Origin of the sequence: Saccharomonospora amisosensis (assembly GCF_011761185.1) — a bacterium.
GTDB lineage: Bacteria > Actinomycetota > Actinomycetes > Mycobacteriales > Pseudonocardiaceae > Saccharomonospora_A > Saccharomonospora_A amisosensis.
Window position 1 is genome coordinate 1,528,996 of sequence record NZ_JAAOYM010000001.1, and the last position, 25,282, is coordinate 1,554,277.

Sequence of the window (25,282 nt, forward strand, 5' to 3'; positions counted from 1 at the left end):
CGCCGGGCACTGCCGCGGACCATCCGCCGGGCTGAGCCGGGCAAGGTGATGACTCCGGACAGGTTGACACTGTGGACATTCGGCGCCCGTGCGACCGGGACGTGAGCACGGTACCGGCTTCGCCCGCCGACCCCCGACCAGATGCAGGGAATTCCGGCGCTACCGTAGCGGCCCCTCGCGCCTCAGCAACATCATCACCACCGCTTGTGTTCCTGCGGGTTACCCGGAAGGCTCGCCGCCCAGCCCCTCGCCATCGCCGCGTACGGGGGCCACGACCGGGTGGCCGCCGGCGGTGGTCAGCACCTCCACGGTCGCGCGGTAGTGCCGCCGCAGCACCTGTGGTGTCAGCACCTGGGCAGGCGGACCCTGCGCGGCAACCCCACCGGAGTCCAGTAACAGCAGCCGGTCGGCGTACTGCGCGGCGAAGGTCAGGTCGTGCAGCGTGGTGACCACGGTGGTGCCGTCCTCGCGGCGCAACCGGTCGAGCCGGTCCAGCAGCACCTGAGCGTGCCCGATGTCCAATCCGGACGTTGGTTCGTCAAGCAGTAGCAGGCTGGTGCGCTGTGCCAAAACCCTGGCCAGCACGGCGCGCTGCCGCTCGCCGCCGGACAGCGTGCGCAGCCTGCGGCTCGCCAGTCGCCGCAGGTCCAGTCTCGCCAGCGATTCCTCGACGATGGCCAGATCGGTCGCGCCCTCCTTGGCCAGCGGCCCCAGGTGCGGCGTGCGGCCCAGCAGCACGTAGTCGGTGACGGTGAGGCCGTCCGGCAGGATCGGGTTCTGCGGGGCGTAGCCGAGCAGCCTCGCTCGCCTGCGCCGGGTCAGCGCATCGCTCGCCGTGCCGTGCAGCGTTATCTCGCCACCGTGCCGCACCAGTCCGGCGATCGCCTTCAGCAGGGTGGACTTGCCCGCCCCGTTGGGACCCACGATCGCCAGCCAGCCACCCGGCTCGATCTCCGCCGACACCTCGCGCACCACCGGATCGGCCCCGTAGCCCGCGGACACCCCGCGCAGCCACACCGCGGTCACGGCAGCCGTCCCCTCGATGTGCGTAGCACGATCGCGAAGAACGGCGCGCCCGCGAAGGCGGTGACCACACCCAGCGGCAGCTCTCCCGGCAACACCGTGCGCGCCACGTGGTCGGCGAGGATCAGGAACACCGCACCACCGATCAGCGCCAGCGGCACGATGACCCGGTAGCTCGATCCCGCCAGCAGCCGCACGATGTGCGGCACGACGATCCCGACGAACCCGATCAGCCCGCTGACCGCCACCGCGGCGGCGGTGGCCAGCGACGCCGCCGCGAGCAGCAGCAGCCGCACCCGGCCGGGCCGGACCCCGAGCGACGCCGCTTCCGCGTCGCCGAGCGCCAGCACGTCCAGCAGCCGGGCCGATGCCAGCAGCACGACGGCCGCCAGCACGACGTAGGGCAGCGCCAGCAGCAGGTCGCGCCAGCTGCTGACGTTGAGCCCGCCCATCGTCCACGTGTAGACCTGCTTGATCGTGTCGGTGTTGAGTTGCTGGACGAAGGTCTGGATCGCGGTCAGGAACGCCGTTACGGCCACGCCCGCCAGCAGCAGTGTCGCGGTTCCTGAACCACCCGCCGACCGCCCGACGGCCCAGCTCAACCCCACACCGGCGAGCGCGCCCGCGAACGCGGCAAGCGGCAGCGGCCCGATCAGCCAGCCGGTGACGGCCGGGGCGAACACCATGACCACCGTCGCGGCCATCCCGGCGCCCGCCGCCGCGCCGAGCAGGTACGGGTCGGCGAGCGGGTTTCGGAACACGCCCTGGAACGCCGCACCCGCACCGGCCAGTGCCGCGCCGACGAGACCAGCGAGCAGCACCCTCGGCACCCGCAGCTGCCACACGATCGCGGCCTCGCGTTCCGACAGCGGGGACACGCCGCCGCTGACCTGGGCGGCGATCTCGGCGAGGACGCGTTGCCAGCCGAGCTCACCCGCCCCGACCACGACGGCGAACACCACGGTGAACAGCAGCGCGAGCAGCGCGAGCAGCACAGTCCGTGGCCGCAGCCTCGTCGTGGCCGGGCGGGAACGAGCTTTGAGCACGGCTACCGGCCGGCGTCGCGCACGGTGGACGACACGGTGCGGACGAAGTCGACGAGCCGGGGACCCCAGCGCGAGGCGATGTCGTCGCCCACCGCGACCACGCGGCCCTGCCTGACGGCGGTCAGCGTGTCCCAGCCGGGCCGCTCGGCGACCGTGTCCGCGCTCTGCCCGCAGCAGTTGGTGTCGGCGAGGAAGATCAGGTCCGGGTCAGCGCGCAGGATGTGCTCCGCCGAGAGTTGCGGGTAGCCGCCGAGCGCGTTGGGGTCGTCCTGGTCGGCGATGTTGCGCAGCCCGAACAGGTCGTAGACCCCGCCGATGAAGGTGGCCGAGGTGACGCTGTAGAAGCTGGGGTCCAGCTCGTGGTAGTAGCTCAGCTCGGTTTTCGGTGTGTCGGCCACGAGCTTGCTGATCTCGGCCTCGGTACGGCGCGCGAGTTCGGCCCCCTCCTTGGCGTGACCGGTGGCCTTGCCGACGAGTTCGAACTGCGTGTAGGCGTCGCGCAGCGTCGCGGGTGCGGGAAGCACCAGCGTCTTGGTGCCGGTCTTCGCCAGCGCCTTCGAAAGCTTGTTCTCCAGGTCGGACTCGACGATGACCAGGTCGGGGTTGTGGGAGGCGATCGCCTCCGGGTCGATGTTGAGCCCGGAAAGGGACGTGCGCGGCGCCTGCTCGGGGTAGGTGGACTGATCGTCGGCCGCGACCACCTGCTCGCCCGCGCCGACGGCGTACAGCGTCTCGGTCGTGGAAGGTGACAGCGAGACGATGCGCTCGGGCGCCGCCTCGAGGGTGACCTCGGGCGCACCCGAGGGACGAAGGGTGACCGGGAAGCCGTTCCCACCCCCTGCCGAGGCCGATGCGGGCTCCTCCCGCTCGGCGCAGCCGGCGAGGGCGAACAACAGCAACAGCGGTAACAGTGGCAACAGCGCCCACAGGCGCCGGCTGGAAGGCAACATGGAACCTCGACTGGTCGGCCGGCGCGGGCCGCGCCGGGACCGCGGGCCGCGATCGCGGACGCCGCACCCCTGCGCCGGAGGCGGGTGGCGTCAGCGCGAGCGGCAGGCGACCTGGCTCGAGGCCCGCTGTCACGGCACGTGTTCGTACCGGCACAACGGGTCCCATCACAGTTGCGGCACAGCGCCGGATTCACACCGGACTTCGCTCCCGCTCGCGTCGAAGGACGCTACCAGGCCGCGAAATTCGGGTAGACTCCATAGGACAAATCACCGGTAGTGCACAGTCCGTGCGCCAGTCGGGCAAGGCGCCCAAAACATCAAGAACATCGCCGTTCTCCGCAGCCAGATTGTTACGGTCGCGTGGGCGGAATGTGCACTTCGAACCGGTGCTCCCACGTTTCCCAGATGTTAAGGTCGCGCTAATGAGCGGGCCATCGTCGTCCCGTGCGCAGCACAAACCGAGCACGAAGACGACGCAGGAGGTCCCATTGATCTTCTCCGCGATTCCGGCTCAGCAGGGTCTTTACGACCCTGTAACGGAACAGGATTCCTGCGGTGTGGCCATGGTCGCCCACGTCCGAGGGGTACGCTCCCACAACATCGTCACCGACGCGCTGACGGCGCTGACGAATCTCGACCACCGTGGCGCCGCGGGCGCAGAGCCCACCAGCGGCGACGGGGCGGGCATCCTGCTGCAGCTGCCGCACGAGTTCCTTCGTGCGGAGTCCGGGATCGACCTGCCTTCGCCGGACGCGTTCGGCTCGCACCACTACGCCGCGGGCCTGGTGTTCCTGCCCACCGACGCCGAGCAGCGCAGCAAGGCGGTCGGCCTGGTCGAGCGGATCGCGTCCGAGGAGAACCTCCGGGTGCTCGGCTGGCGTGAGCTGCCGGTCGACGCGGACACCGCCGACATCGGCCCGACGGCGCGCTCGGTGATGCCCCACATCGCGATGCTGTTCGTCGCCGGAACAGCCGACGCCGACGGCGTGCTGCCGAGCGGGCTGGAGCTGGACCGGCTCGTGTACCCGCTGCGCAAGCGCGCCGAACACGAGAGCCAGGCGGCGGGCTGCGGCACCTACTTCCCTTCGCTTTCGGCACGTACGCTGGTCTACAAGGGCATGCTGACGCCGGTGCAGCTGCCGAAGTTCTTCCCCGACCTGCGCGACGAGCGGCTCAGCAGCGCCATCGCACTGGTACACAGCAGGTTCTCCACCAACACGTTCCCTTCGTGGCCGCTGGCGCACCCCTACCGCTACGTGGCGCACAACGGCGAGATCAACACCATCCGGGGCAACCGCAACCGGATGCGGGCAAGGGAAGCGCTGCTTGAGTCCGACCTGATTCCAGGAGACCTCAGCAGGCTCTTCCCGATCTGCTCGCAGGAGGGCTCCGACTCCGGCTCCTTCGACGAGGTGCTGGAACTGCTGCACCTCGGCGGCCGCTCGCTGCCGCACGCGGTGCTGATGATGATCCCGGAGGCGTGGGAGAACCACGCCACGATGGACTCCGAGCGCAGGGCGTTCTACCGGTTCCACGCCAGCCTGATGGAACCGTGGGACGGCCCCGCCAGCGTGGCCTTCAGCGACGGCACGCTGGTCGGTGCCGTGCTGGACCGCAACGGGCTGCGGCCGGCCCGCTGGTGGCAGACCGCCGACGACCGGGTGGTGCTGGCCAGCGAGGCGGGCGTGCTCGACCTGCCGCCGTCGCAGGTAATCGCCAAGGGCAGGCTGAAGCCCGGCCGGATGTTCCTCGTCGACACCGACGCGGGCCGTATCGTCAACGACGACGAGATCAAGTCCCGGCTCGCGGCGGAGGCGCCGTACGAGGAGTGGCTGCACGCCGGGTTGCTCTCGCTGTCGGAGTTGCGCGACCGTGACCACATCACGCAGTCGCATGCCTCCGTGCTGCGCCGCCAACTCGCCTTCGGCTACACCGAGGAGGAGCTGAAGGTGTTGCTCGCTCCGATGGCTGCCAAGGGCGCCGAGCCGGTGGGTTCGATGGGGTCGGACATACCGCCTTCGGTGCTGTCCAAACGCTCGCGGTCGCTCTACGATTACTTCAAGCAGGGGTTCGCGCAGGTGACGAACCCGCCGCTGGACGCGATCCGCGAGGAACTGGTCACGTCGACGAGCCGGATCATGGGTCCTGAGCAGAACCTGCTGCAGCCAGGACCCGCGTCGTGCAGGCACATCCAGTTGCCCAGCCCGGTGATCGACAACGACGAGCTGGCCAAGCTCATCCACATCAACGACGACGGCGACCTTCCCGGGTTCGCCTGCACCGTTCTGTCCGGACTGTATGAAGTGGACGGTGGTGGTCCCGCGCTCGCCGATGCGATCGAGCGGGTACGCAGGGAGGCGTCCGAGGCGATCGCCGCGGGGGCGCGCACGCTGGTGCTTTCCGACCGCGACTCCGATCACCGGATGGCACCCATCCCTTCGCTGCTGCTCGTCTCGGCCGTGCACCACCACCTGGTGCGCACCAAGGAACGGCTGCGGGTCGCGCTTGTGGTGGAGACCGGCGACGCCCGCGAGGTACACCACATCGCGTTGCTGCTCGGTTACGGAGCGGCGGCCGTCAATCCCTACCTCGCGTTCGAGACGATCGAGGACATGGTCGCGCAGGGCGCCATCACGGGTGTCGAATCCGCCAGGGCGGTGCGCAACTACGTCGACGCGCTCGTCAAGGGCGTGCTGAAGATCATGTCCAAGATGGGCATCTCCACCGTGGGCGCCTACACGGCGGCGCAGGTGTTCGAGTCGCTGGGACTGTCGCAGGAACTGCTGGACGAGTACTTCACCGGCACCGTCTCCAAACTCGGCGGCGTCGGCCTCGACGTGCTCGCCGAGGAGGTCGCCATGCGGCACCGGCGCGCGTACCCGGACAACCCCACCGAGCGGGTGCACCGTGGCCTCGACAGCGGCGGCGAGTACGCCTACCGGCGCGAGGGCGAACTCCACCTGTTCACCCCCGAAACCGTGTTCCTGCTGCAGCACGCGAGCAAGTCACGCCGCGACGAGGCATACCGGGCCTACGTCGACGAGGTGAACCGGCTCAACCGTGAAGGCGGTGTGCTGCGAGGGCTGTTCTCGTTGCGCACCGGCCAACGTCCGCCCGTGCCGATCGACGAGGTCGAGCCGATCGAGTCGATCATGCGACGGTTCAACACCGGCGGCATGTCCTACGGCGCGCTGTCGATGGAGGCCCACCAGACGCTGGCCATCGCGATGAACGCCATCGGTGGCAAGTCCAACTGCGGCGAGGGCGGTGAGGACCCGGAGCGGCTGTACGACCCGCAGCGGCGCAGTGCCGTGAAGCAGGTCGCGAGCGGCCGGTTCGGTGTCACCAGCGAGTATCTCGTGAACGCCGAGGACATCCAGATCAAGATGGCGCAGGGCGCCAAGCCGGGCGAGGGCGGCCAGCTTCCGCCGAACAAGGTCTACCCGTGGATCGCACGCACCCGGCACTCCACGCCGGGTGTGGGCCTGATCTCGCCGCCACCGCACCACGACATCTACTCGATCGAGGATCTGGCCCAGCTCATCCACGACCTCAAGAACGCCAACGAGCGGGCGCGAGTGCAGGTCAAGCTCGTCAGCACGCTCGGTGTCGGCACCGTGGCCGCCGGGGTGTCGAAGGCACACGCCGACGTGGTGCTCATCTCCGGCCACGACGGCGGCACGGGTGCCTCGCCGATGAACTCGCTCAAGCACGCGGGCACGCCGTGGGAGATCGGGCTGGCGGAAACGCAGCAGACGCTGCTGCTCAACGGTCTGCGCGACCGCATCACGGTGCAGGCGGACGGCGGGTTCAAGACCGGGCGCGATGTCGTCATCGCCGCGCTGCTGGGTGCGGAGGAGTACGGCTTCGCCACCGCCCCGCTGGTGGTGGCAGGCTGCGTCATGATGCGGGTCTGCCACCTGGACACCTGCCCGGTGGGCGTGGCGACGCAGAACCCGGACCTGCGCAAGCGTTACACCGGCCAGGCCGAGCACGTGGTGAACTTCTTCCGGTTCGTCGCGCAGGAGGTGCGCGAGTACCTGGCGCAGCTCGGCTTCCGTTCGCTGGACGAGGCGATCGGCAGGGCGGACATGCTGGACGTCGACCGTGCCGTGGAGCACTGGAAGGCACAGGGGCTCGATCTAGCGCCGATCTTCCGGATGCCGTCGCACACGCCGTACGGCGGCGCGCGGCGCAAGACCCGCGAGCAGGACCACGGACTGGAACACGCGCTTGATCGCACGCTGATCCAGCTCGCCGAGGCCGCGCTGGAGGACGCGCACCCGGTGCGCCTGGAACTGCCCGTGCGCAACGTCAACCGCACCGTGGGCACGCTGCTCGGTTCGGAGATCACCAGGCGGTACGGCGGGGCGGGTCTGCCCGACGACACGATCCGGGTGTTGCTCACCGGTTCGGCAGGCCAGTCACTGGGTGCTTTCCTGCCGCCCGGCGTGACGCTGGAGCTGGTGGGCGACGCCAACGACTATGTCGGTAAGGGCCTTTCCGGTGGACGCATCGTGGTGCGGCCGCATCCCGATTCACCGTTCGACGCGGAGGGACAGGTGATCGCGGGCAACACCATCGCATACGGGGCCACCAGCGGTGAGCTGTTCATCCGGGGCCAGGTCGGCGAACGCTTCGGGGTACGCAACTCCGGTGCGCTGCTCGTGGCCGAAGGCGTCGGTGACCACGCGTTCGAGTACATGACCGGTGGCAGGGCCGTCGTGCTCGGCAAGACCGGCCGCAACCTGGCAGCCGGCATGTCCGGCGGCATCGGGTACGTGCTCGACCTCGACAAGCGCCAGGTGAACGAGGCGATGGTGGATTTGCTCGCGCCCGAGGCGGACGACCTGGCATGGCTGAAGGGGATCGTGCGGCGGCACTACGAGCTGACCCGCTCGGCGGTGGCCGCGTCGCTGCTGGGCGACTGGCCGCGCCGCGGCGCGGCGTTCACGAAGGTGATGCCCAAGGACTACCAGCGGGTGCTGCGTGCCGCCAACGCCGCGAAGGCGGAGGGAAGGAACATCGACGAGGCCATCATGGAGGCAGCCCGTGGCTGAGAATGGCGGAGCTTGCGTAGCGGTGGCCGCGGGTGCCGATCGGGTGTGGGTGTCCCACAAGGCACTGAGGCAGCCCGTGGCTGAGAATGGCGGAGCTTGCGTAGCGGTGGCCGCGGGTGCCGATCGGGTGTGGGTGTCCCACAAGGCACTGAGGCAGCCCGTGGCTGAGAATGGCGGAGCTTGCGTAGCGGTGGCCGCGGGTGCCGACCGGGGTGGGCCCCCGCTGTGGCAGGTTGTTGGGCCACAGCAGGGGAGGGTGTCCCACAGGACACTGGAGGCGGCCCGTGGCTGACCCGACCGGTTTCCTCGACCACGAGCGCGTCGAACAGCCGAAGCGACCCAGGGACGAACGAGCCCGTGACTGGCGCGAGGTGTACGCCGACCTGGACCCGGAGGAGCGCAACCGGCAGGTGCGGGTGCAGGCGACGCGCTGCATGGACTGCGGTATCCCGTTCTGCCATTCCGGCGGTGCGGGCTGCCCGCTGGGCAACCTCATTCCGGAGTGGAACGACCTGGTGCGCAGAGGCGAGTGGGAGCAGGCCAGTGAGCGGCTGCACGCCACCAACAACTTCCCCGAGTTCACCGGCAAACTCTGCCCCGCGCCGTGTGAGTCGGCGTGCGTGCTGGCCATTTCCCCGGCTTCCGGCGGAGCGGTGGCCATCAAACGCGTCGAGGAGACGATCGCTTCGCAGGCGTGGGAATCGGGATATGCCCGGCCGGAGCGGGCCGCGGCCGCCACGGGTAAGAAGGTGGCGGTGGTTGGCTCTGGGCCTGCGGGGCTGGCCGCCGCGCAGCAGCTCACGAGGGCGGGACACGAGGTGACCGTGTTCGAGCGGGACGACCGGCTCGGCGGCCTGCTGCGTTACGGCATTCCCGAGTTCAAGATGGAGAAGAAGGTGCTCGACCGCAGGCTCGCCCAGTTGCGGGAGGAGGGCACCACGTTCGTCACCGGCTGCGAGGTCGGCGTGGACCTCACGGTGGAGGAGTTGCGGGAACGCTACGACGCGGTGGTGCTCGCCGTTGGCGCGCTGCGCGGAAGGGACGACACCGCAACGCCGGGTCGTGAGCTGGCGGGTGTGCATCTCGCGATGGACTACCTGGTGCCCGCCAACCGGTTCTGCGAGGGCGACGGGCCTGCAGAGATCGACGCGGCCGGAAGGCACGTCGTCATCATCGGTGGCGGCGACACCGGAGCGGACTGCTACGGCACCGCCACCAGGCAGGGTGCGCTGTCGGTGACGCAGCTCGACCAGTACCCGCAACCGCCGTCCACTCGCGACGACGACCGCTCGCCGTGGCCCACCTGGCCCTACCTGCTGCGCACCTACCCGGTGCACGAGGAGCGCGGGGAGCGGCTGTTCGCCGTCGCGGTGAAGCGCTTCCTCGGCGACGAGGAGGGGCGGGTGCGCGGCATCGAGTTGCAGAAGGTGCGCGTGGAGAAGGACCCGGGAACCGGGCGACGCCAGGTGGTGCCCACAAGCGAGGAAGTAGAAGAAGTTCCGGCCGACCTGGTACTGCTCGCGATCGGGTTCGAGGGCGTGGAGCACATGAGGCTGCTCGACGACCTCGGGCTGAAGCTCACCGGGCGGGGCACGCTTTCCTGCGGCACCGACTGGCAGACCGACGCGCCAGGAGTGTTCGTGTGTGGCGACGCGCACCGGGGCGCGTCGCTGATCGTGTGGGCGATCGCGGAGGGCAGGTCAGCCGCGCATGCGGTGGACAGCTGCCTCACCGGCTCCTCGGACCTACCCGCACCCGTGCACCCGACGGCGCTGCCGCTCGCGGCCGTGTGAACCCACTGCCTGAGTCCTGCACGCCACTCGTGCCGCTGACCGCGGAGCCAGGAAGGGTCAGCCTGCCGACCACGCGAAGTGCCCGAGAGCCGCGGCAGCCAGGAGGAGAAACGCCACGGGGAAGGCGATGTTGTGGAACACCCGTGCCCGGATGTGGGTGACGACCGCTGCGATGAAGTACAGCACCAGCCCAACCGCGGCGGCGAGCCCGATGAGCCGCGGACCGAGCAGGCCGAGAACAAGCCCGGCGACCCCAGCCGCCTCAGCGACCGCGAGGTAGCGGATCCATTCGCGGCCGACTCCCACCTCGGCGGAGTTGCGCACCACGAACTTCGCGCTGACCGCCTTCGCGACGACTTCGAAAGTGTTCGCGGCGATACACAGCAGGGTGGCGACCAGTAGCCCGGTCGCGAGCACCGCGCTCAACCGGAGCACCGCCCCGGCTTGCCCTGCCGGGCTCCGTGGCGGCCGAGGACCGCATCGGCATTCCCCGCGGATCTGACGATCGGTACGCTCATGGCTGTCTCCTCACGCGTGTACTCATCGGGTATCGCTGTTTCACTTGTCTCGACGCTGCGCACGTGGGAAAGGTGACCAACCCGTGGAACTGGTCGAACAGTTCGAGGCGGCAAGGCCCCGGCTGGTATCACTGGCGTATCGGATACTCGGCTCGCATCACGATGCCGAGGATGTGGTCCAGTCCGCGTGGCTGCGCGTACAGGACACCGGATTGGCCGAGTTGGCCAATCCGGCCGGCTATTTCACCACGGTGACCACACGGTTGTGCCTCGATCAGCTACGGATCCGCGAGCGACGTGGCGAACTCCCGTTGCTGTCCAGCGAACTGCCCACCGAACAGGTGAGTGCCGACGAGGCGTACCTGCGCCGCGAAGATGTGTCCAGGGCGCTGCTGGTGCTGCTTGCCGAGCTTTCGCCGAGCCAGCGGGTGGCCTTCGTACTGCACGATCTTTTCGCCGTGCCGTTCGCCCAGATCGCCGACGTGCTGGACACCAGCCCTGCCTCGGCGAAGAAGCTGGCCAGCCGTGCCCGCGAGCGACTCCGCGGTGCCCGACCAGGCGAGGGTGGCCACAGCGCCGAACATTTCGAGATCATCGAGGCTTTCCTGGTGGCCGCGCGAGATGGTGACATCACAAGGCTCGTCACGCTGCTGGCTCCTGATGCCGTCCGCACGGCCGATCCGTTGCTGCTCCCCGCCCGCGCACGCGTTGAGGTCCGCGGAGCCAGGGCAGTCGCAGAGGAAACCAGGGCTTTCGCCGACCGGATCGCGGCAGCGGTGCCGGTCCTTGTCCACCGCCGCCCCGGTGCGCTGATCGCGCCTGGCGGCCACCCATACGCGTTCGTGCACTTCGAGGTCCAAGCCGGACTCGTCGTGAGGGTCGAGATCATTCCCTACCAGCCCGGCGCGGCGTCACTGGCTGCCGTAGCTTGACCTGGCCGCCGGACTCGTGGGCAACGGCCGGGTGGCGTAGCCGGGCCACGCGCGTTCGCCGCAGCCGTGGTGGGTCCGTTCAGCCGCTTCCACCCAGGGCCGGTTGGCTGATTGCCAAGCCGTACTGATGGTTGGTTAATTACCTTCGATCGAGTTCGGCGAGAGGCGGCATGATGAAGCGAGCGTGGCTGCGGTCCGTGGTTGCCCTTTCCGCGACGCTGTTGACGGTATCCATGACGGCAGCGGCCAACCCCGCCCTCGCGGAGCCCGCAGCCGTCGCGGTGCACACATTGGACAGTGCGGCTGGCGTAACCGACTACTGGACGTCGGATCGGATGCGTGCCGCGACACCGCTTGACCAGCTGCTGACCTCCCGGGCACCCGCCGCGGACGTCCCGGCAGGCGACGCCCAGGTCGTGCCCGGGGTCGCTGCGCTGGCCTACCCGACTTCGGGAGAGCCGTGGACGGGCGGGGGCGAGGTCACCCGGACAGCGGGCAGGGTGTTCTTCACCTTCGACGGCTCGCCCGCCTCCTGCAGCGGCAACGCGGTCACCAGCGCCAATCGCAGCGTGGTGCTGACGGCCGGCCACTGTGTGAAGTACCAGGGCAGTTGGCACACCGACTGGATCTTCGTGCCCGGATACGACGAGGGGACAGCACCCTTCGGCGAGTGGGCGGCCAGTGCCACCCTGACCACCCCGCAGTGGGAGGCGAACGAGGACATCAACTACGACGTCGGCGCGGCGGTGGTGGAGCCGGTCAACGGCCAGCGCCTGACCGACGTGGTCGGCGGGCAGGGTGTGGCGTTCAACCAGCCGCGCGATCAGGACATGTACGCCTTCGGATATCCGGCCGCCGACCCCTACGACGGCAGTGCGCTGATCCACTGCGGCGGTGCCACGTTCACCGACCCGTTGCTCAGCGACGACCACGGTATGCGCTGCGACATGACCGGTGGCTCCAGCGGAGGACCGTGGTTCCTCGACTTCGACGAATCCAGCGGCACCGGCGTGCAGGCATCGGTCAACAGCTTCGGCTACAGCGTCCTGCCCGGTTACATGTTCGGTCCCTACTTCGGCTCCGACGCACAGGCGCTGTACGAGGAGGCACAGTCGGCGTAGCCGCCCGGAAGGTGTCCGTGCGGTTGTTCGTATGCTGGTAGGCGTGAACTGGACTGTCGACGTCCCCATTGACGCACTTCCCTCGCTGCCTCCGCTGCCGGTTGAGCTGCGAGAACGCCTCGACGACGCGCTCACGCGCCCGGCGGCGCAGCAACCGGAGTGGCCCGACGACGAGGCCGTACACCGCGTGCGTACCGTGCTGGAGAGTGTGCCGCCCATCACGGTGCCTGCCGAGATCGACCGGCTCCGCGAGCGGTTGGCGATGGTCGCGCGAGGCGAGGCGTTCCTGCTACAGGGCGGTGACTGCGCTGAGACGTTCGAGTCCAACACCGAGCCGCACATCAGGGCGAACCTGCGCACGCTGCTACAGATGGCCGTGGTGCTCACCTACGGGGCCAGCCTGCCGGTGGTGAAGGTCGCCCGCATCGCGGGGCAGTACGCCAAGCCGCGCTCCAACACCACCGACGCCCTCGGCCTGCCGGTGTACCGGGGCGACATCGTGAACTCGCTGGTGGCCGAGCCGCAGCTGCGGGTGCCCGACCCGGGCAGGATGATCAGGGCGTACGCCAACTCCGGCGCCGCGATGAACCTGATGCGCGCGCTGACCGGGGCGGGCATGGCCGACCTCGCCCAGGTGCATGACTGGAACAAGGATTTCGTGCGGACCTCGCCCGCGGGTGAGCGCTACGAGGCGCTCGCCTCGGAGATCGACCGGGGGCTGCGGTTCATGTCGGCGTGCGGGGTGAGTGACAGTTCGCTGCACTCCACCGAGATCTTCGCCAGCCACGAGGCGCTGCTGCTGGACTACGAGCGCGCGATGCTTCGGCTGGACGACCCGAGCGCGGCCGATCCGACGCTGTACAACCTGTCGTCGCACTTCCTGTGGATCGGGGAGCGCACCCGGCAACTCGACGGTGCGCACATCGCGTTCGCGGAGCTCCTCGCCAACCCGATCGGGGTCAAGATCGGCCCGACCACCACGCCGGAACAGGCGGTGGAGTACGTGCACCGGCTCGACCCGCACAACGAGCCCGGCAGGCTGACGCTGATCTCCAGGATGGGCAACGGCAAGGTCCGCGAGGTGCTCCCTGCCATCGTGGAGAAGGTCGAAAGCTCGGGACACAAGGTCATCTGGCAGTGCGACCCGATGCACGGCAACACCCACGAGTCGTCCAACGGCTACAAGACGCGGCACTTCGACCGGGTCGTGGACGAGGTGCAGGGCTTCTTCGAGGTGCACCGCAAGCTGGGCAGCTACCCCGGCGGCATCCACGTCGAACTCACCGGTGAGGACGTCACGGAGTGCCTCGGCGGAGCCCAGGACATCTCCGACCTCGACCTGTCCGGTCGCTACGAGACCGCGTGCGACCCGCGGCTGAACACCCAGCAGTCGCTGGAACTGGCGTTCCTCGTCGCCGAGATGCTGCGGGCCTGATCAGGGGCAGCGCTGGTACAGCGCCGCCAGCGACTTGCCGACGGCATCTGCGAGCGAGCCGACGTCCGGCACAGCCGACGCGTTGGCCTGCAGTCCGACGTGCAGGCTGTCGCGGTAGGTGGACACGGCGATCCCCAGCGCCTGGTGCGGGGCCAGCGGCACGAACGGGTACACCTCGCGCAGCCGGGCCCCGCCCAGCGAAAGCGGCAGTCCTGGCAGCGGCACGTTGGTCACGACAGTGTCGAACAGCAGCGGCGCTGCCCTGCCCGCGGCCTTGGTGGCCAGCCGGTGCACTCCGCAGGGCAGCCGGTTGGCCAGCACGGGCAGCGCGCCCGCGCCACGGTAGGGCCCGGCCCGCTTGTTGCTCTCCATGGTTTCGCGCACCGCGCACAGCCGTTCGACCGGGTCGTCGACCTCGACGGGCAGGTCGCACAGGTAACCGCTGAGCAGGTTCCCACCGTCCGCCGCCGCGCGCCCGCGCGTGCTCACCGGCACCAGCGCGCGCAGTGTCCGCGCGTCCGGCCGCATGCCACGGTTGAGCATCCACTCGCGCAGCGCCCCGGCGAGCACGGCGAGGATCACGTCGTTGCCGGTGCCGCCGTAGGTCTTGCGCACGCGTTTGACGTCGGAGAGGTCGGCGCGGACGAACGCGAGCCGCCGCTGCCGGGAGTTGAGGGTAACGGTGGGGGAGATCGGGTAGGGCCGCGCCGCTCGCAGCACCGCCTTGGCGATGCCGGCCGATTCGGTGGCGTTGCCCAGCACGGTCGAGGCTGTGTCGCGCAACAGGTGCAACGGTGACCGCTGTGGATCCCGCTCGGCACCGGTCGGCTGCCGAGCCGGCCGCTGCCGTGTGCTGCGTGCCTGCTGGCCCGGCAGGATGTCGTCGAGCAGCCCGAAAGCGGCCTCGACGGCGCCGGTTCCGTCGGTGAGCGCGTGGTGGAACTTCAGCAGCATGGCGAACTCGCTGTTAGGCAGCCCGCTCACCAGCTGGATGTTCCACAGTGGAGCGCGGGGGTCGAGTGGGGTGGCGATCCACTCGGAGGTGAACTCCGCGAGCGCGTCGGGGCCGTAGGTGTCGCGCAACGTCTCCACCGCTATGTGCCGATCCGGGTCGAAGCCGGGGTCCTCCCGCCAGCGGGCGCCGCCGAACGGTGGCCACGAGGAGTGAACCCGCTTGCGCAGCACGGGAAGGCGAGCGGCGCGGGTGGCGAGCAGGTCGCGCAGCCTGCCCAAGTCGAGCGCAGCGGGTGGCTGGAAGGTGGCGACCGCCGCCATGTGCATGGGCGTCGTGTCGCCTTCCAGGCACAGAAACGCGACGTCCAGCGCGCTCAGCCGATCCGATGGCATGGGCGGTCTCCCCGCGGGTCGTTGCCGAATCGCTTCCCGTGACTACTTCACCAGTGGCACATGACGCATGCGTGGTCGCGGTGTTACCGACCCGCTAACCCTGTTGACCGCGGCAGTGGCGCGCGGCGCACACCGAACGAATCTACGGATGCCGCGTGGGGTGTGTCGACGTTGCCGGGCGAGGACCGCGCGGTCAGGGGATAACCTCCAGGTGAACAGTGGTACCACGTGCCACGAACGTGCCCGGTGACGGGTCCTGTCCGACAACGAAGCTGAACCGGCCCGTGCCACTGTCGGCGTCGGCCGAAAGCCCTGCCCTGCTGAGGATTCGCACCGCCCGGTCCGTTGGCTGCCCGATGACTACGGGCACCTCCACGGCGTTGGACACGTACACGCCCACGCGCTGGCCGTTGCCTGGGGTGGCACCCGCCTGCGGGTCGGTGCGGGTGACCTGCCCCGCGGGAACGCCTTCGGCGAACTCCTCCCCGGCCTCGAACGGTTCGAACCCGGCCTCCCGTAGCGCCTGGAAGGCTTCCTGCTTGCTCATGCCGGTGACCTGGGGAACCGGGGTCGGCGGTGGGCCCTTGGACACGATCAGGGTGACCTGGTCGCCGAGATTGGCCTGGCTGCCCGGGCGCGGTTGCACCCGCACCACGGTGCCCTTGGGTACCTCGGCGCTGTACTCGTCGGCCGCCGGATCGTGCTTCGGCGTCAACTGCATGTCGCGAATCGCCTGCTCAGCGTGGTTGAGCGGGGTTCCGGGCGCGATGTCGGGCACCACGGGCCTGCCGAGCGAGACGACCACGGTGATCTGCTCGCCGCGCAGCGCACGGGAGCCGTTCTCCGGCTCGGTGCGGATCACGGTGCCGCTGGGCGTGGTGTTGTGCCGTTCCTCGGTGACGACCGGGGTGAGTTCGGCCTGCCGCAGCACCTGCTCCGCCCGCTGCTGTTCCATGCCGACGACCTTGGGCACCTCGACCCACCTGCCACCCATGAACCACCACACACCCGTGGCTATACCGCCCACCAGCAACAGGCCGACCAGCACCCACAGCGCCGTCCACAACCCGCTGCGGGCCGCGGGCGCCTCCGGCTCGGTGTCCGGGTACGCCGACGCGGGCGCCGCGTAACGGGGGTCGCGGGGTAGGGCCTGCGTGCCACGTGGGCCACCGGCCCCGTGTGCCGCGGGCACGGTCGGCATGACCGGCATGGTGCGCTCGACGTCCGGCTGCTCCTCGACGGGTGCCGATGGCACCGGGATCGGCACCCGCGCGATGCCCAGTTCCTCGCGAACGCGAGCGAATTCCGCAAGGAAGGCGCCCGCGTCGGCGGGCCGGGCGTTCGGGTCACGCCTGGTGGCGCGCAGCACCAGCTCGTCAAGGGCTGGCGGCAGGCCGGGAACCTCGCGGCTCGGTGCCGGGACGTCGTCGTTGACGTGCCGGTATGCCACCGACAGTGCCGTGTCGCCGCTGTAGGGAACGCGGCCCGTCAGCATCTCGTACAGCAGGATGCCTGCCGAGTACACGTCGCCCGGTGCGCCCGCAGAACCCGAGGTCACCTGCTCGGGAGACAGGTACGCCACCGTGCCGAGGATGACGTCGGCGCTCGTGGTCGACGAGCCCGCGACCGCGCGGACCAGGCCGAAGTCACCGACCTTCGCCACCCCGCCCGCGTCGCCGCCGCGGCCGATGAGCACGTTCTCCGGCTTGACGTCGCGGTGGACCAGGCCTGCCGCGTGCGCGGCGGCCAGCGCGGAGAGCACGGACTCGAAGACGGTGAGGGCAAGCGGGACGTCGAGTGCGCCACGCTGGTCGAGCAGGTCGCGCAGCGTCCCGCCGTCGACGAGCTCCATCACGAGAAACGCCCGCTTGCTCTCCGGTCCCGCCGAGGTGTCGAAGCCCTGGTCGTGTACCGCCACGACGTTCGGGTGGTGCAGGCGGGCAGCGGAGCGGGCCTCGTTCTCGAACCGGTCGACGAACGTGCGGTCGTCGGCGAACCGCGAATCCATGATCTTGATCGCGACAGGTCGGTCCAGCCGGGTGTCCACGCCGCGATACACCGCGGACATGCCGCCCCTCGCCAGCAGTCCGTCGACGCGGTATCGCCGGTCGAGCAGCGTGCCTGCGAAGCTGGGTCCCGTGCTCGTCACAGCATCCGATCCTACGGTCGGGGGTACGGGGCTCACCGGGGGCGTCCGCGGGCCTGCCCGCGTTGGGCCATTAGCATTCAGCCTGCTGCGACAGGCCCCGATTGTGGCAAGGTAGTAGTCGTGAGTGCGATCCCAGTCGCTGATGACGTGCTCGACGCCGATGTCGCCGTGCTCCCCGCGGGGGAGGTGGCAGCGCTGCTCGGGCAGTCGCTGAACAAGGTCAGGCAGATGCTTCGTGACGGCCAGTTGATCGCCGTGCGCAGGAACGGTGAGCTGATGATTCCCGCCGATTTCGTCACCAGAGCGGGCGTGATCAAGGGGTTGGCAGGCACCATCACGGTGCTGTCCGACGCCGGATTCACCCGCACGGAGATGCTGCGCTGGCTGTACTCCGAGGACGAGTCGCTGCCCGGCATCACGCCGATCAACGCGCTGCGCACCAGCCACGGCACCGAGGTGAAGCGGCGAGCGCAGGCGATGGCGTTCTGACCAGTCAGGGCCGCCCTCTCCCGGGCCCTCGCGTGCCTCGGTCGAACGTGGGTGTTCGGCAGGGCCGCACCGACCCTGCCGAACACCCACCGCATCCGGGTCGGGGCGATCAACCGGTGTAGGGACAGGTCTCGCGGTACTCCTCGATCGCGAGGCCACTGGGTGCGGGACAGAGGAACTGCTCGTAGCGGGTGTCGCTGTCGATGAACCGCTTGAGCCACGAGATGCTGTACTTGGCGATCGTGGTGTTCGAAGTGTTGGGCGCGAAGTGTGTCGCCGCGTTCAGCTCCAGGTAGGCCTTGTCCAGCGTCGCGGGCAGGCTCTCGTAGAACGGTTCCGCGTGCGTGCGTACGGAGGCGATGCTGTCGTTCTCGGCGCCGATGATGAACGTCGGCACCCGGACCTCCGACCACGTCTTGTCGAGGTTCCACGGCGTCAGCGGGATGGACGCCCGCAACGAGGGCCGGTCGGCCGACGCCTCGAGCGCGCCTCCGCCGCCCATCGAGTGGCCCATGACGCCGAGCCGGTCCGGGTCGATCCGGCTGCGCACGGCGAGCGGGGAGTCCTCCACCAGGTAGTCCAGCGCGGCCAGTAGCTGGTCACCACGCTGGCCCGGCTGGTCGTACCTGGTGTTGGTGTCGATGGTGAACACCACGAAGCCCTGTGAGGCGATGCGCGGTCCGTACCAGCTCATGCTGCTCTCGCTGGCCGTGTAGCCCGGCGCGACGGCGACCGCGCCGAACGTGCCCTCGCTGGTGTCGGTCGGGTAGTAGATGGTGCCGCCTCCGAACCCGGGGGTTAACGACGACACGTTCTGCTCGGCGACGGAGAACGGGCCGCGGATGGCTTCGATGCTGTCCTCGGTGGGGTCAGGCCCGCGCTCGTAGGGGTTCTCCTGCGCGGTGGCCACACCCGCGCCCGCCAGGCCGCAGGCCACGGCGAGCGCGGCGATCACGACACCGATCGCTCGTCTCGCCCGGCCGCGGGCACCCTTGCCCGGTTGGGGGACTCGGGAACGCACGTTGTCGACTCCTCTCACAGTGACCATCACCCGGCTGCCATAGCCGGCTGCGTTCGTCCGGTGACGAACGGTTACTGATTCTCGCCGTGGCGGCTGCGGCCGCGCATCGGTGAAATCACCGGTGTCTACTCACCGGTAGAGCTTGGCCAGCTCGACGCGGGAACGGATGCCGAGTCGCGTGAAGATGTTGCGCAGGTGGTGATCGACCGTGCGGTGGCTGATGAACAGCCGAGCCGCGATCTCGCGGTTGGTCGCACCGTCGGCCACCAGTGTCGCGATCTGTTCCTGTTGCGGCGTCAGCTCGCCAGGCCCTCGGGCGGTGTCGTCACGCACCTGATGACCGGAGGCGCGAAGCTCGCGCTGGACCTGCCGCACCCAGTGCCGCGCGTCCAGTTCCCCGAACAGCTGCTCGGCCTCTCGCAGCACCTCCCGCGCCCGCCGCTGTCTGCGATCACGGCGCAGCCTCCTGGCGAACAGCAGCTCGGTGTAGGCCAGGTCGTAGGCCGAACCAGCCTGGGTGTGCAGCGTGACGGCCTCGGCGAAACGCTCCCGCGCCCGGCCCTCGTCCTCGGTGAGCAGTGCATGGCAGCGGTGCACCAACGCCATCCGCGCCGCACCGCCCGTCGTGCTCGCCCACCGCTCGAAACCCGCGAGCGCTCGCTCGGCGCTGTCCCGCCTGCCGCAGCGGACGGCGGCCTCGACGAAATGGGGCACGGCCATGACCCTGATCGGGGAGTAGCGCATGGACCGGCCCAGTGACATCCTGCGCAGCCGGTTGAACGCGTCGGCCGGGCGGTCGTCGGCGAGATCAGCACACGCTGCCGCCCACGCGGCCAGCGCACCCGGCCTGCCGAGCCCTCGCCTCAGAAAGCCGTCCGTCGCCGCCCGCAGCCTGAGCTTGGCCGTGGCCAGGTCACCCTGCAGTGCCGCCAGCAACGCCAGCACCGTCAGATGGCTGACCTCGGAGTTCGGCTGGCCGAGCGACTTGGCCAGCGCGAGCCCCTCCAGCGAGCTGCCGGCCGCCGCCGCGTGCCTGCCCGTCAGCAACGCCGAAAGCGAGCGATACACCAGCGCCCAGGGAACGTGGGACAGTTCGGCACGCTGCCTGGCACAGGCGATCGCCTGCGCGGCGAGGTCACTGGCCTCGGCCGCGTCGCCGAGGGTGAAGGCCGCCTGGCTGGCGAGCGTCTTCGCCGCGGGATCGCCCGCCTCGTGGCCGAGGCGTACCACGCGGCGCAGCGGGGTGGCGGCCTCGGTGTGTCTGCCACTGAACGTCGCCGCCATCGCGGCGAAATGCTCGACCACGAGCGCGGTGTGGCCTGCCGTGTCGTCCGCCGTCCGCAGCCCGGCGGCGTCCCGGGCGATCGCGCAGTAGCGCTCGTTGTCCCCCGCGAGGCAGTTCGCCTCCCCTGCCAGCATCAGCGTGGTCGCGGCGATCGCGCGGTGGGTGCCAGCCAACCGTCGTGCCGTACCGATCAGTTCGTTGGCCGCCACGGCGGGGTCACCGCGCCGCAACTCGATCTCTCCCGCCAGCAGCCCGGCCGTGCCCGCCAACCCGGCATCCGCCAGCGGGGCCGCCCTGCGCAACACGGTTCGCGCGCGGTCGGGCCTTCCCGCGGCCCAGTGGTCCTTCGCGGCGCGGACGAGCCTGCGTGCGCTGGTGACCTCGTCGGCCGACAGCGCGGCGGCCCGCTCGCTCGCCGCGGCGGCGTCGCGGTGCCCGCCCACCCGCCGCGCATCCTCGGCCACCCGATCGAGTTCGCGTGCGAGTGCGGGCGACGGCGCCGCCGCCAGTGCAGCGCGGTGCCACACCCGGCGGTAGGCGTGGCCGCGGAGCCTCGCGGTGTCGGCGAGCAGCCGGTGTGCCGCGCGGAACTCGCCGGGCTCGGCCGCCGCGCGTAGCGAGGCAGCGGGCACGTCGGGACAGCGCCGGATCGCGTCCCCCTCGACGGTCAGCAGCCCGGCGACGATCGCGTCGCGAAGCCCCGAACCGTCCTCGTCGAGCCCCGCGTCGGCCACGGTGCGCCGGTCAAGCCGTTCGTCGGCGGTCGCCAGCAGCACGAGGGTTCTGGCCCGCGCGGGCAGTTCGGCCAGCCGGCGGCGCACGCGCTCGGACAAGGTGCTGCCCGCCGCCAGGGCGTCAGGAGGTGCGCTCTGCCCGCTCAGCTGCTCGGCGGTAACGCCGTCGGCGAGTTCGGTCAGCGCGAGCGGGTTACCGCCCGCGAGGTCAAGCAGGCTGTCGGTGAGGTCGGGCGAAGCACGATCACCGAGCCGGTCGTGCAGCAACAGCAGCGCGGCCTCGGGTGGCAACGCGCCTACCGGCAGCGACGGCAGCTCGGCAAGCCGGTCCCCGGTCGCGGCACCGTGGTCGGCGGCGAACGCCATGGCCAGCGGGCGGTCGCGCACCCTCCTGGCCGCGAACACCAGCGCGGCCAGCGATTCGCTGTCGAGTTCGTGCGCGTCGTCCACGCAGCACAGCGTGGGCCGCCGCGCCGCGGCGGCGAGCAGCAGCGCGTGCACGGCCGCGCGCAGCTCCAACGGATCGCACGGGTCCCGGCTGAGCCCGAGCACACGTCGAAGCGGAGCCTGCCTGCCTGGTTCCAGCGAGGGCAGCAGCTCGCGCGACGGCAGCAGCAACTGGTGCAGACCAGCCAGCGGCAGGTCGGCCTCCGATGTGGTGCCCGCCGCCCACAGCACAAGGAACCCATCCCGTTCGGCGTGCTCGGCGGCTCGCCGGAGCAGCGTCGTCCTGCCGGTCCCCGGCATCCCACGCAAGACGAGCGCACCGCCCCTGCCCGCGGCGGTGTCGCAGAGCAGCCGGGTCAGTTGGGCGAGTTCACGGTCGCGCCCGTGCACCCGCAAACCCGGCGCGGGCGTGCCCCCACACACGGTGACCATCCGGACAGTGTTACGCGCCGGTGTCGCCGTGAAAAGGGTTTCGGAAACAAACCGGACGATCAGCCGTTGCGCGCGTCCCGCCACGCGATCCACTCGCGTAGCGTGCTCAGGTCGTAGTCGGGGCCGCCAACACCGACGGTGAACATGGTGATCCCCAGGTCGAGCAGTTGCGGGCCGGAATCCTTCGGAGCCCCGCGCACCCCAACCGACCGCGTGATCTCCGCCGGATCGCGGCCGACGTCGGCGCAGTGCCGGTCGAGCACGGCCACCTTGTGCGCGGCCACCTCGACGTCGCCGAAGCCGTGCCAGATGTCGGCGTGCTGGGCGACCAGCCGCAAGGTCTTGCGCTCACCGCCACCGCCGATCAACACGGGGATCTTGCGGGTAGGGGGCGGGTTGAGCTTGCCGAACCGCTGCTGGATGCGGGGCAGCGCCTCAGCCAGGTCGGCGAGCCTGCTGCCCGCCGTACCGAACTCGTAGCCGTACTCGACGTAGTCCTTCTCGAACCAGCCCGCGCCGAGACCCAGGATCAGCCTGCCGCCACTGATGTGGTCGACCGTGCGGGCCATGTCGGCGAGCAACTCCGGGTTGCGGTAGCTGTTGCAGGTCACCAGCGCACCGATCTCCACCCTGGACGTGGCCTCCGCCCACGCGCCGAGCATGGTCCAGCACTCGAAATGCTTGCCGTCGGGGTCGCCGGAAAGCGGATAGAAGTGATCCCAGTTGAAGACGATGTCCACGCCGAGTTCCTCCGCCTGCGCGGCGGTGCGCCGGATGGCGTCGTAGTCGGCGTGCTGTGGCTGGAGTTGCAGCCCGATGCGGACCGGTTTGTCGCCTGCGGTCGTCATGATCGACACCCTAACGCCGTCGTCGGCTGTTGGCAGCGCCGCGAATCCGTTCCGCCGCCAGGCGTCCGGAGATCAGCACCGGCGGGATACCCACTCCCGGAACGGTTCCGCAGCCGGCCAGTACCACGTTGTCCGCGCCACGCACGAGGTTCGCCGGTCGGAACGGTCCGGTCTGGGCGAAGGTGTGCGCCAGCGAGAACGGCGTGCCCTCGGCGAGCCCCCGTCGTGCCCAGGTGGCGGGGGTGACCACCTCGGTGATCTCCATCGCCTCCGCGAACGCGGTCAGCCCCCTCGCGGTGAGCACGCGAAGCAACTCGTCGCGGTAGGCGGGCGCCAGTCGTGCCCAGTCGATGTCGCCGGCTCGCAGGTTCGGCGCGGGCGCGAGCACCGAGATCACCTGCTTTCCCTGTGGCGCCAACCCCGGGTCGGTCGCCGTCGGCCGGGTCACCAGCAGCGAGGGATCGCTCATCAGCGTGCCGCCCCGGATGATCTCGGCGAATGTCCGCCGCCAGTGCCTGCCGAAGAAGATCGTGTGGTGGTCGAGTTGAGGCCACGTCCGCCCACTGCGCCCGTGCAGCACCACCGCGGACGGCGAGAACCGCAGCGGCACCGGCCGGCGTGGCCGCCTGCTCAGCAGCGCGTAGGCCGTGGTCAGCTCGGTCGCCAGCACCACCTGGCCACACCGGAAGCGGTCGCCCCCGGCGGTACGCACCGCCCGCACGCGCGAGCCCGACCACTCCAGCTCGCCGACAGCGGCGCCGAACCGCAGTGTCGCTCCCGCCTTCTCCGCCGCGGCCGCCATGCCTGCCGCCACCCTGCCCATACCGCCGACCGGGTAGTAGACCCCGCCGACGGTGTCCATGTAGGAGATCACCGCGTACGCCGCCAGCGCCCGCATCGGGTCCAGCCCGGCGTAAAGCGACTGGAACGAGAACAACTTGCGTACCCGCTCGTCGCCGATGAACCGCGCCATCGTCGGCCCGAGCCTGCCGAACCCGCCCAGCATCGCCAGCCTGACCAGCTCCGGACGCAGCAGATCGAGCGGCGAGTCGAAGTTCGCCCCGATGAACCGATCCCGCTGCACCGCGTACAGCTCGGTCAGCCAGCGCCGCAGCCGCCGGTAACCCTCGGCGTCCTCGGGCCCGGCGACCGACCGGATCTCAGCCTCCATCGCCTCCGGATCGGTGTGCAGCCGCATCGAGCTGCCGTCGGCGAAATGGGCCCGGTAGGCGGGTTCGATGCGGCTCAGCCGCACCCACCGCTGGCTGCTCTCACCGACGGCGGCGAACGCCTCGTCAAGCAGCTCCGGCATGGTGAACACACTGGCACCGGTGTCGATCGTGTAGCCGGCCTCGCCGCGGTCGCCCGCCCGGCCACCCGGCCGCGGCTCTCGCTCCAGCACGGTGACCTCGTATCCGGCGCCGAGCAGGTGCAGCGCCGCGGAAAGCCCTGCAAGACCCGCTCCGACCACCACGACCCGCTGTCCGGCCACCGTGCGCATGGTCGTCCCGCCTTCCCCGCGTTCGAACCGTTCGCCGTCAGAATGTCCTTCTGGTCGCCCGTGCCGCCAATTCGGTCAGCCGGTCGGTGGCCGGGTCCGCAAGGGCCGCGCGGTACAGAGAGGCCAGCCCGCTGTCGGCCAGCTCCTCGATCCTGCGCTCCACCTCGGCCACGGCGCCGACGTCCACGAGCACCTGGCGCACCAGGTCCACGGCTTCGTCGGTGAGCTCGGGGTCGCCGACCGCGGCGGCGAGTGCCTTGCCGTCACCCTCCCTGCCCTGCTCTTCCGCGTACAGCATGCCCAGCGCCAGCAGCAGGGTCCGCTTACCCTCGCGAAGGTCGTCGCCAGCGGGTTTGCCCGTGACGGAAGGGTCACCGAAGACGCCCAGCAGGTCGTCGCGCAACTGGAAGGCGACACCGAGGTCGGCGCCGAAGGCCAGCAACGGGTCGATCACCTCAGCGCCCGCACCCGCCAGCGCCGCGCCCAGATGCAACGGGCGCTGCACCGTGTAGGCCGCCGTCTTCAGCCGGTCGACCCGAAGCGCCGCCTCCACCGAGGCGTCCCCGGTGGCCTGGGTGTGCACGTCGAGGTACTGGCCCGCGAGTACCTCGGTGCGCATGGCACGCCACGCGGGCCTGCCCGCGGCCAGTGTCGGCGGCGGCAGTGGCGCTTCCGAGAACATGTCGTCGGCCCACGCCAGCGCCAGGTCCCCGATCAACACCGCCGCGGCGAGCCCGAACGCGTCGGCCGAGCCCAGCCAGCCGTGCTCGGCGTGCCGACCGGCGAACGCGATGTGCACCGTCGGTGAACCCCTCCTGGAATCGGAGGAATCGATCACGTCGTCGTGGATCAGCGCGCAGGCCTGGATCAGTTCCAGGCTCGCGACCGCCTGCAGCACCCCCTCGGCCTCTCCGCCGTCGGGGTCTCCTCCCGCACCCCGCCAGCCCCACCACGCGAACGTGGGACGTAACCGCTTGCCCCCGCCGAGCACGAAATCGGCCAGCGCGTCGGCGGCGGGCGCGAAGGTCGGCTCGGCGGTGCGCACCGGCTCGCCTGCGCGGCGCAGGAAATCGGTGAGCGCGCGGTTGAGGTGAGCGTGCAGGTCCGCGTCGTAGTCGGGCATGGTTCTATCGTCGCAGGGAACCGACTCG

Annotated in this window: 17 protein-coding genes and 1 riboswitch; of the genes, 6 read left to right on the top strand and 11 right to left on the bottom strand. The window is 70.3% G+C overall.

The annotated features are described in order from the left end of the window. Positions 1–219 precede the first annotated feature (219 nt). From FHU38_RS07500 to FHU38_RS07510, 3 genes are read right to left on the bottom strand one after another with little or no spacing between them, the layout of a single operon-like run. The gene (locus FHU38_RS07500) at positions 220–1,026 is read right to left on the bottom strand and encodes an ABC transporter ATP-binding protein (RefSeq protein ID WP_167168123.1); all 807 of its coding nucleotides are present in this window, start codon (positions 1,024–1,026) and stop codon (positions 220–222) included. Further along, complete coding sequence (locus FHU38_RS07505; RefSeq protein ID WP_167168126.1) at positions 1,023–2,069, bottom strand: FecCD family ABC transporter permease; 1,047 nt, start codon at positions 2,067–2,069, stop codon at positions 1,023–1,025. Before FHU38_RS07505 ends, FHU38_RS07500 begins: the two co-directional genes overlap by 4 nt. A gap of 2 nt (positions 2,070–2,071) precedes the next feature. Further along, positions 2,072–3,019, bottom strand: a complete 948-nt coding sequence (locus FHU38_RS07510; protein WP_167168129.1) for an ABC transporter substrate-binding protein — start codon at positions 3,017–3,019, stop codon at positions 2,072–2,074. Positions 3,020–3,103: 84 nt separating this feature from the next. After that, positions 3,104–3,265, bottom strand: a riboswitch (cobalamin riboswitch). Positions 3,266–3,507: 242 nt separating this feature from the next. Between FHU38_RS07510 and gltB the strand changes: the two genes are divergently transcribed. Together gltB and FHU38_RS07520 are read left to right on the top strand one after the other, a co-directional pair. Further along, complete coding sequence (gene gltB / locus FHU38_RS07515) at positions 3,508–8,079, top strand: glutamate synthase large subunit (protein ID WP_167175706.1); 4,572 nt, start codon at positions 3,508–3,510, stop codon at positions 8,077–8,079. Between the two features lie 284 nt (positions 8,080–8,363). Next, positions 8,364–9,872, top strand: coding sequence for a glutamate synthase subunit beta (locus tag FHU38_RS07520; RefSeq protein WP_167168132.1), 1,509 nt, complete (start codon positions 8,364–8,366; stop codon positions 9,870–9,872). Between the two features lie 57 nt (positions 9,873–9,929). Here FHU38_RS07520 and FHU38_RS07525 read toward each other — a convergent pair whose 3' ends face one another. Next, positions 9,930–10,307 carry a DoxX family protein gene (locus FHU38_RS07525; RefSeq protein WP_167168135.1) on the bottom strand — a complete coding sequence of 126 codons (378 nt, stop codon included), beginning with the start codon at positions 10,305–10,307 and terminating at the stop codon, positions 9,930–9,932. 166 nt (positions 10,308–10,473) lie between these two features. Here FHU38_RS07525 and FHU38_RS07530 point away from each other — a divergent pair, with 166 nt between their 5' ends. The 3 genes from FHU38_RS07530 to FHU38_RS07540 all read left to right on the top strand — a co-directional run bounded on the left by FHU38_RS07530 (position 10,474) and on the right by FHU38_RS07540 (position 13,878). After that, entirely contained in the window at positions 10,474–11,322 is an 849-nt protein-coding gene (locus tag FHU38_RS07530; protein ID WP_167168138.1) for a sigma-70 family RNA polymerase sigma factor, read from the top strand. Between the two features lie 173 nt (positions 11,323–11,495). Next, entirely contained in the window at positions 11,496–12,443 is a 948-nt protein-coding gene (locus FHU38_RS07535; RefSeq protein WP_167175708.1) for a trypsin-like serine peptidase, read from the top strand. A gap of 31 nt (positions 12,444–12,474) precedes the next feature. Beyond that, positions 12,475–13,878 carry a class II 3-deoxy-7-phosphoheptulonate synthase gene (locus tag FHU38_RS07540; RefSeq protein ID WP_167168141.1) on the top strand — a complete coding sequence of 468 codons (1,404 nt, stop codon included), beginning with the start codon at positions 12,475–12,477 and terminating at the stop codon, positions 13,876–13,878. Here the strand turns inward: FHU38_RS07540 and FHU38_RS07545 are convergent, their stop codons facing one another. Both FHU38_RS07545 and FHU38_RS07550 read right to left on the bottom strand, forming a co-directional pair. After that, the gene (locus FHU38_RS07545) at positions 13,879–15,225 is read right to left on the bottom strand and encodes a wax ester/triacylglycerol synthase family O-acyltransferase (protein ID WP_167168144.1); all 1,347 of its coding nucleotides are present in this window, start codon (positions 15,223–15,225) and stop codon (positions 13,879–13,881) included. Between the two features lie 193 nt (positions 15,226–15,418). After that, the gene (locus FHU38_RS07550) at positions 15,419–17,374 is read right to left on the bottom strand and encodes a PASTA domain-containing protein (RefSeq protein ID WP_167168147.1); all 1,956 of its coding nucleotides are present in this window, start codon (positions 17,372–17,374) and stop codon (positions 15,419–15,421) included. Between the two features lie 120 nt (positions 17,375–17,494). On the opposite strand from FHU38_RS07550, the gene FHU38_RS07555 reads away from it, so the two are divergent. Continuing rightward, positions 17,495–17,863, top strand: a complete 369-nt coding sequence (locus FHU38_RS07555) for an Rv2175c family DNA-binding protein (protein WP_167168150.1) — start codon at positions 17,495–17,497, stop codon at positions 17,861–17,863. 109 nt (positions 17,864–17,972) lie between these two features. On the opposite strand, the gene FHU38_RS07560 is transcribed toward FHU38_RS07555, so the two are convergent. The 5 genes from FHU38_RS07560 to FHU38_RS07580 form a co-directional block, all read right to left on the bottom strand. Beyond that, entirely contained in the window at positions 17,973–18,884 is a 912-nt protein-coding gene (locus tag FHU38_RS07560) for an alpha/beta hydrolase family protein (RefSeq protein WP_313886688.1), read from the bottom strand. Positions 18,885–19,013: 129 nt separating this feature from the next. Then, entirely contained in the window at positions 19,014–21,782 is a 2,769-nt protein-coding gene (locus FHU38_RS07565; protein ID WP_167168156.1) for a helix-turn-helix transcriptional regulator, read from the bottom strand. Between the two features lie 59 nt (positions 21,783–21,841). After that, positions 21,842–22,630 (bottom strand): LLM class F420-dependent oxidoreductase, encoded by a 789-nt coding sequence (locus tag FHU38_RS07570; protein WP_167168159.1) that lies wholly within the window; start codon positions 22,628–22,630, stop codon positions 21,842–21,844. A gap of 10 nt (positions 22,631–22,640) precedes the next feature. Beyond that, entirely contained in the window at positions 22,641–24,131 is a 1,491-nt protein-coding gene (gene crtI / locus FHU38_RS07575; RefSeq protein ID WP_167168162.1) for a phytoene desaturase family protein, read from the bottom strand. A gap of 37 nt (positions 24,132–24,168) precedes the next feature. Next, positions 24,169–25,254 carry a polyprenyl synthetase family protein gene (locus FHU38_RS07580; protein WP_167168165.1) on the bottom strand — a complete coding sequence of 362 codons (1,086 nt, stop codon included), beginning with the start codon at positions 25,252–25,254 and terminating at the stop codon, positions 24,169–24,171. Between the last annotated feature and the right edge of the window lie 28 nt (positions 25,255–25,282).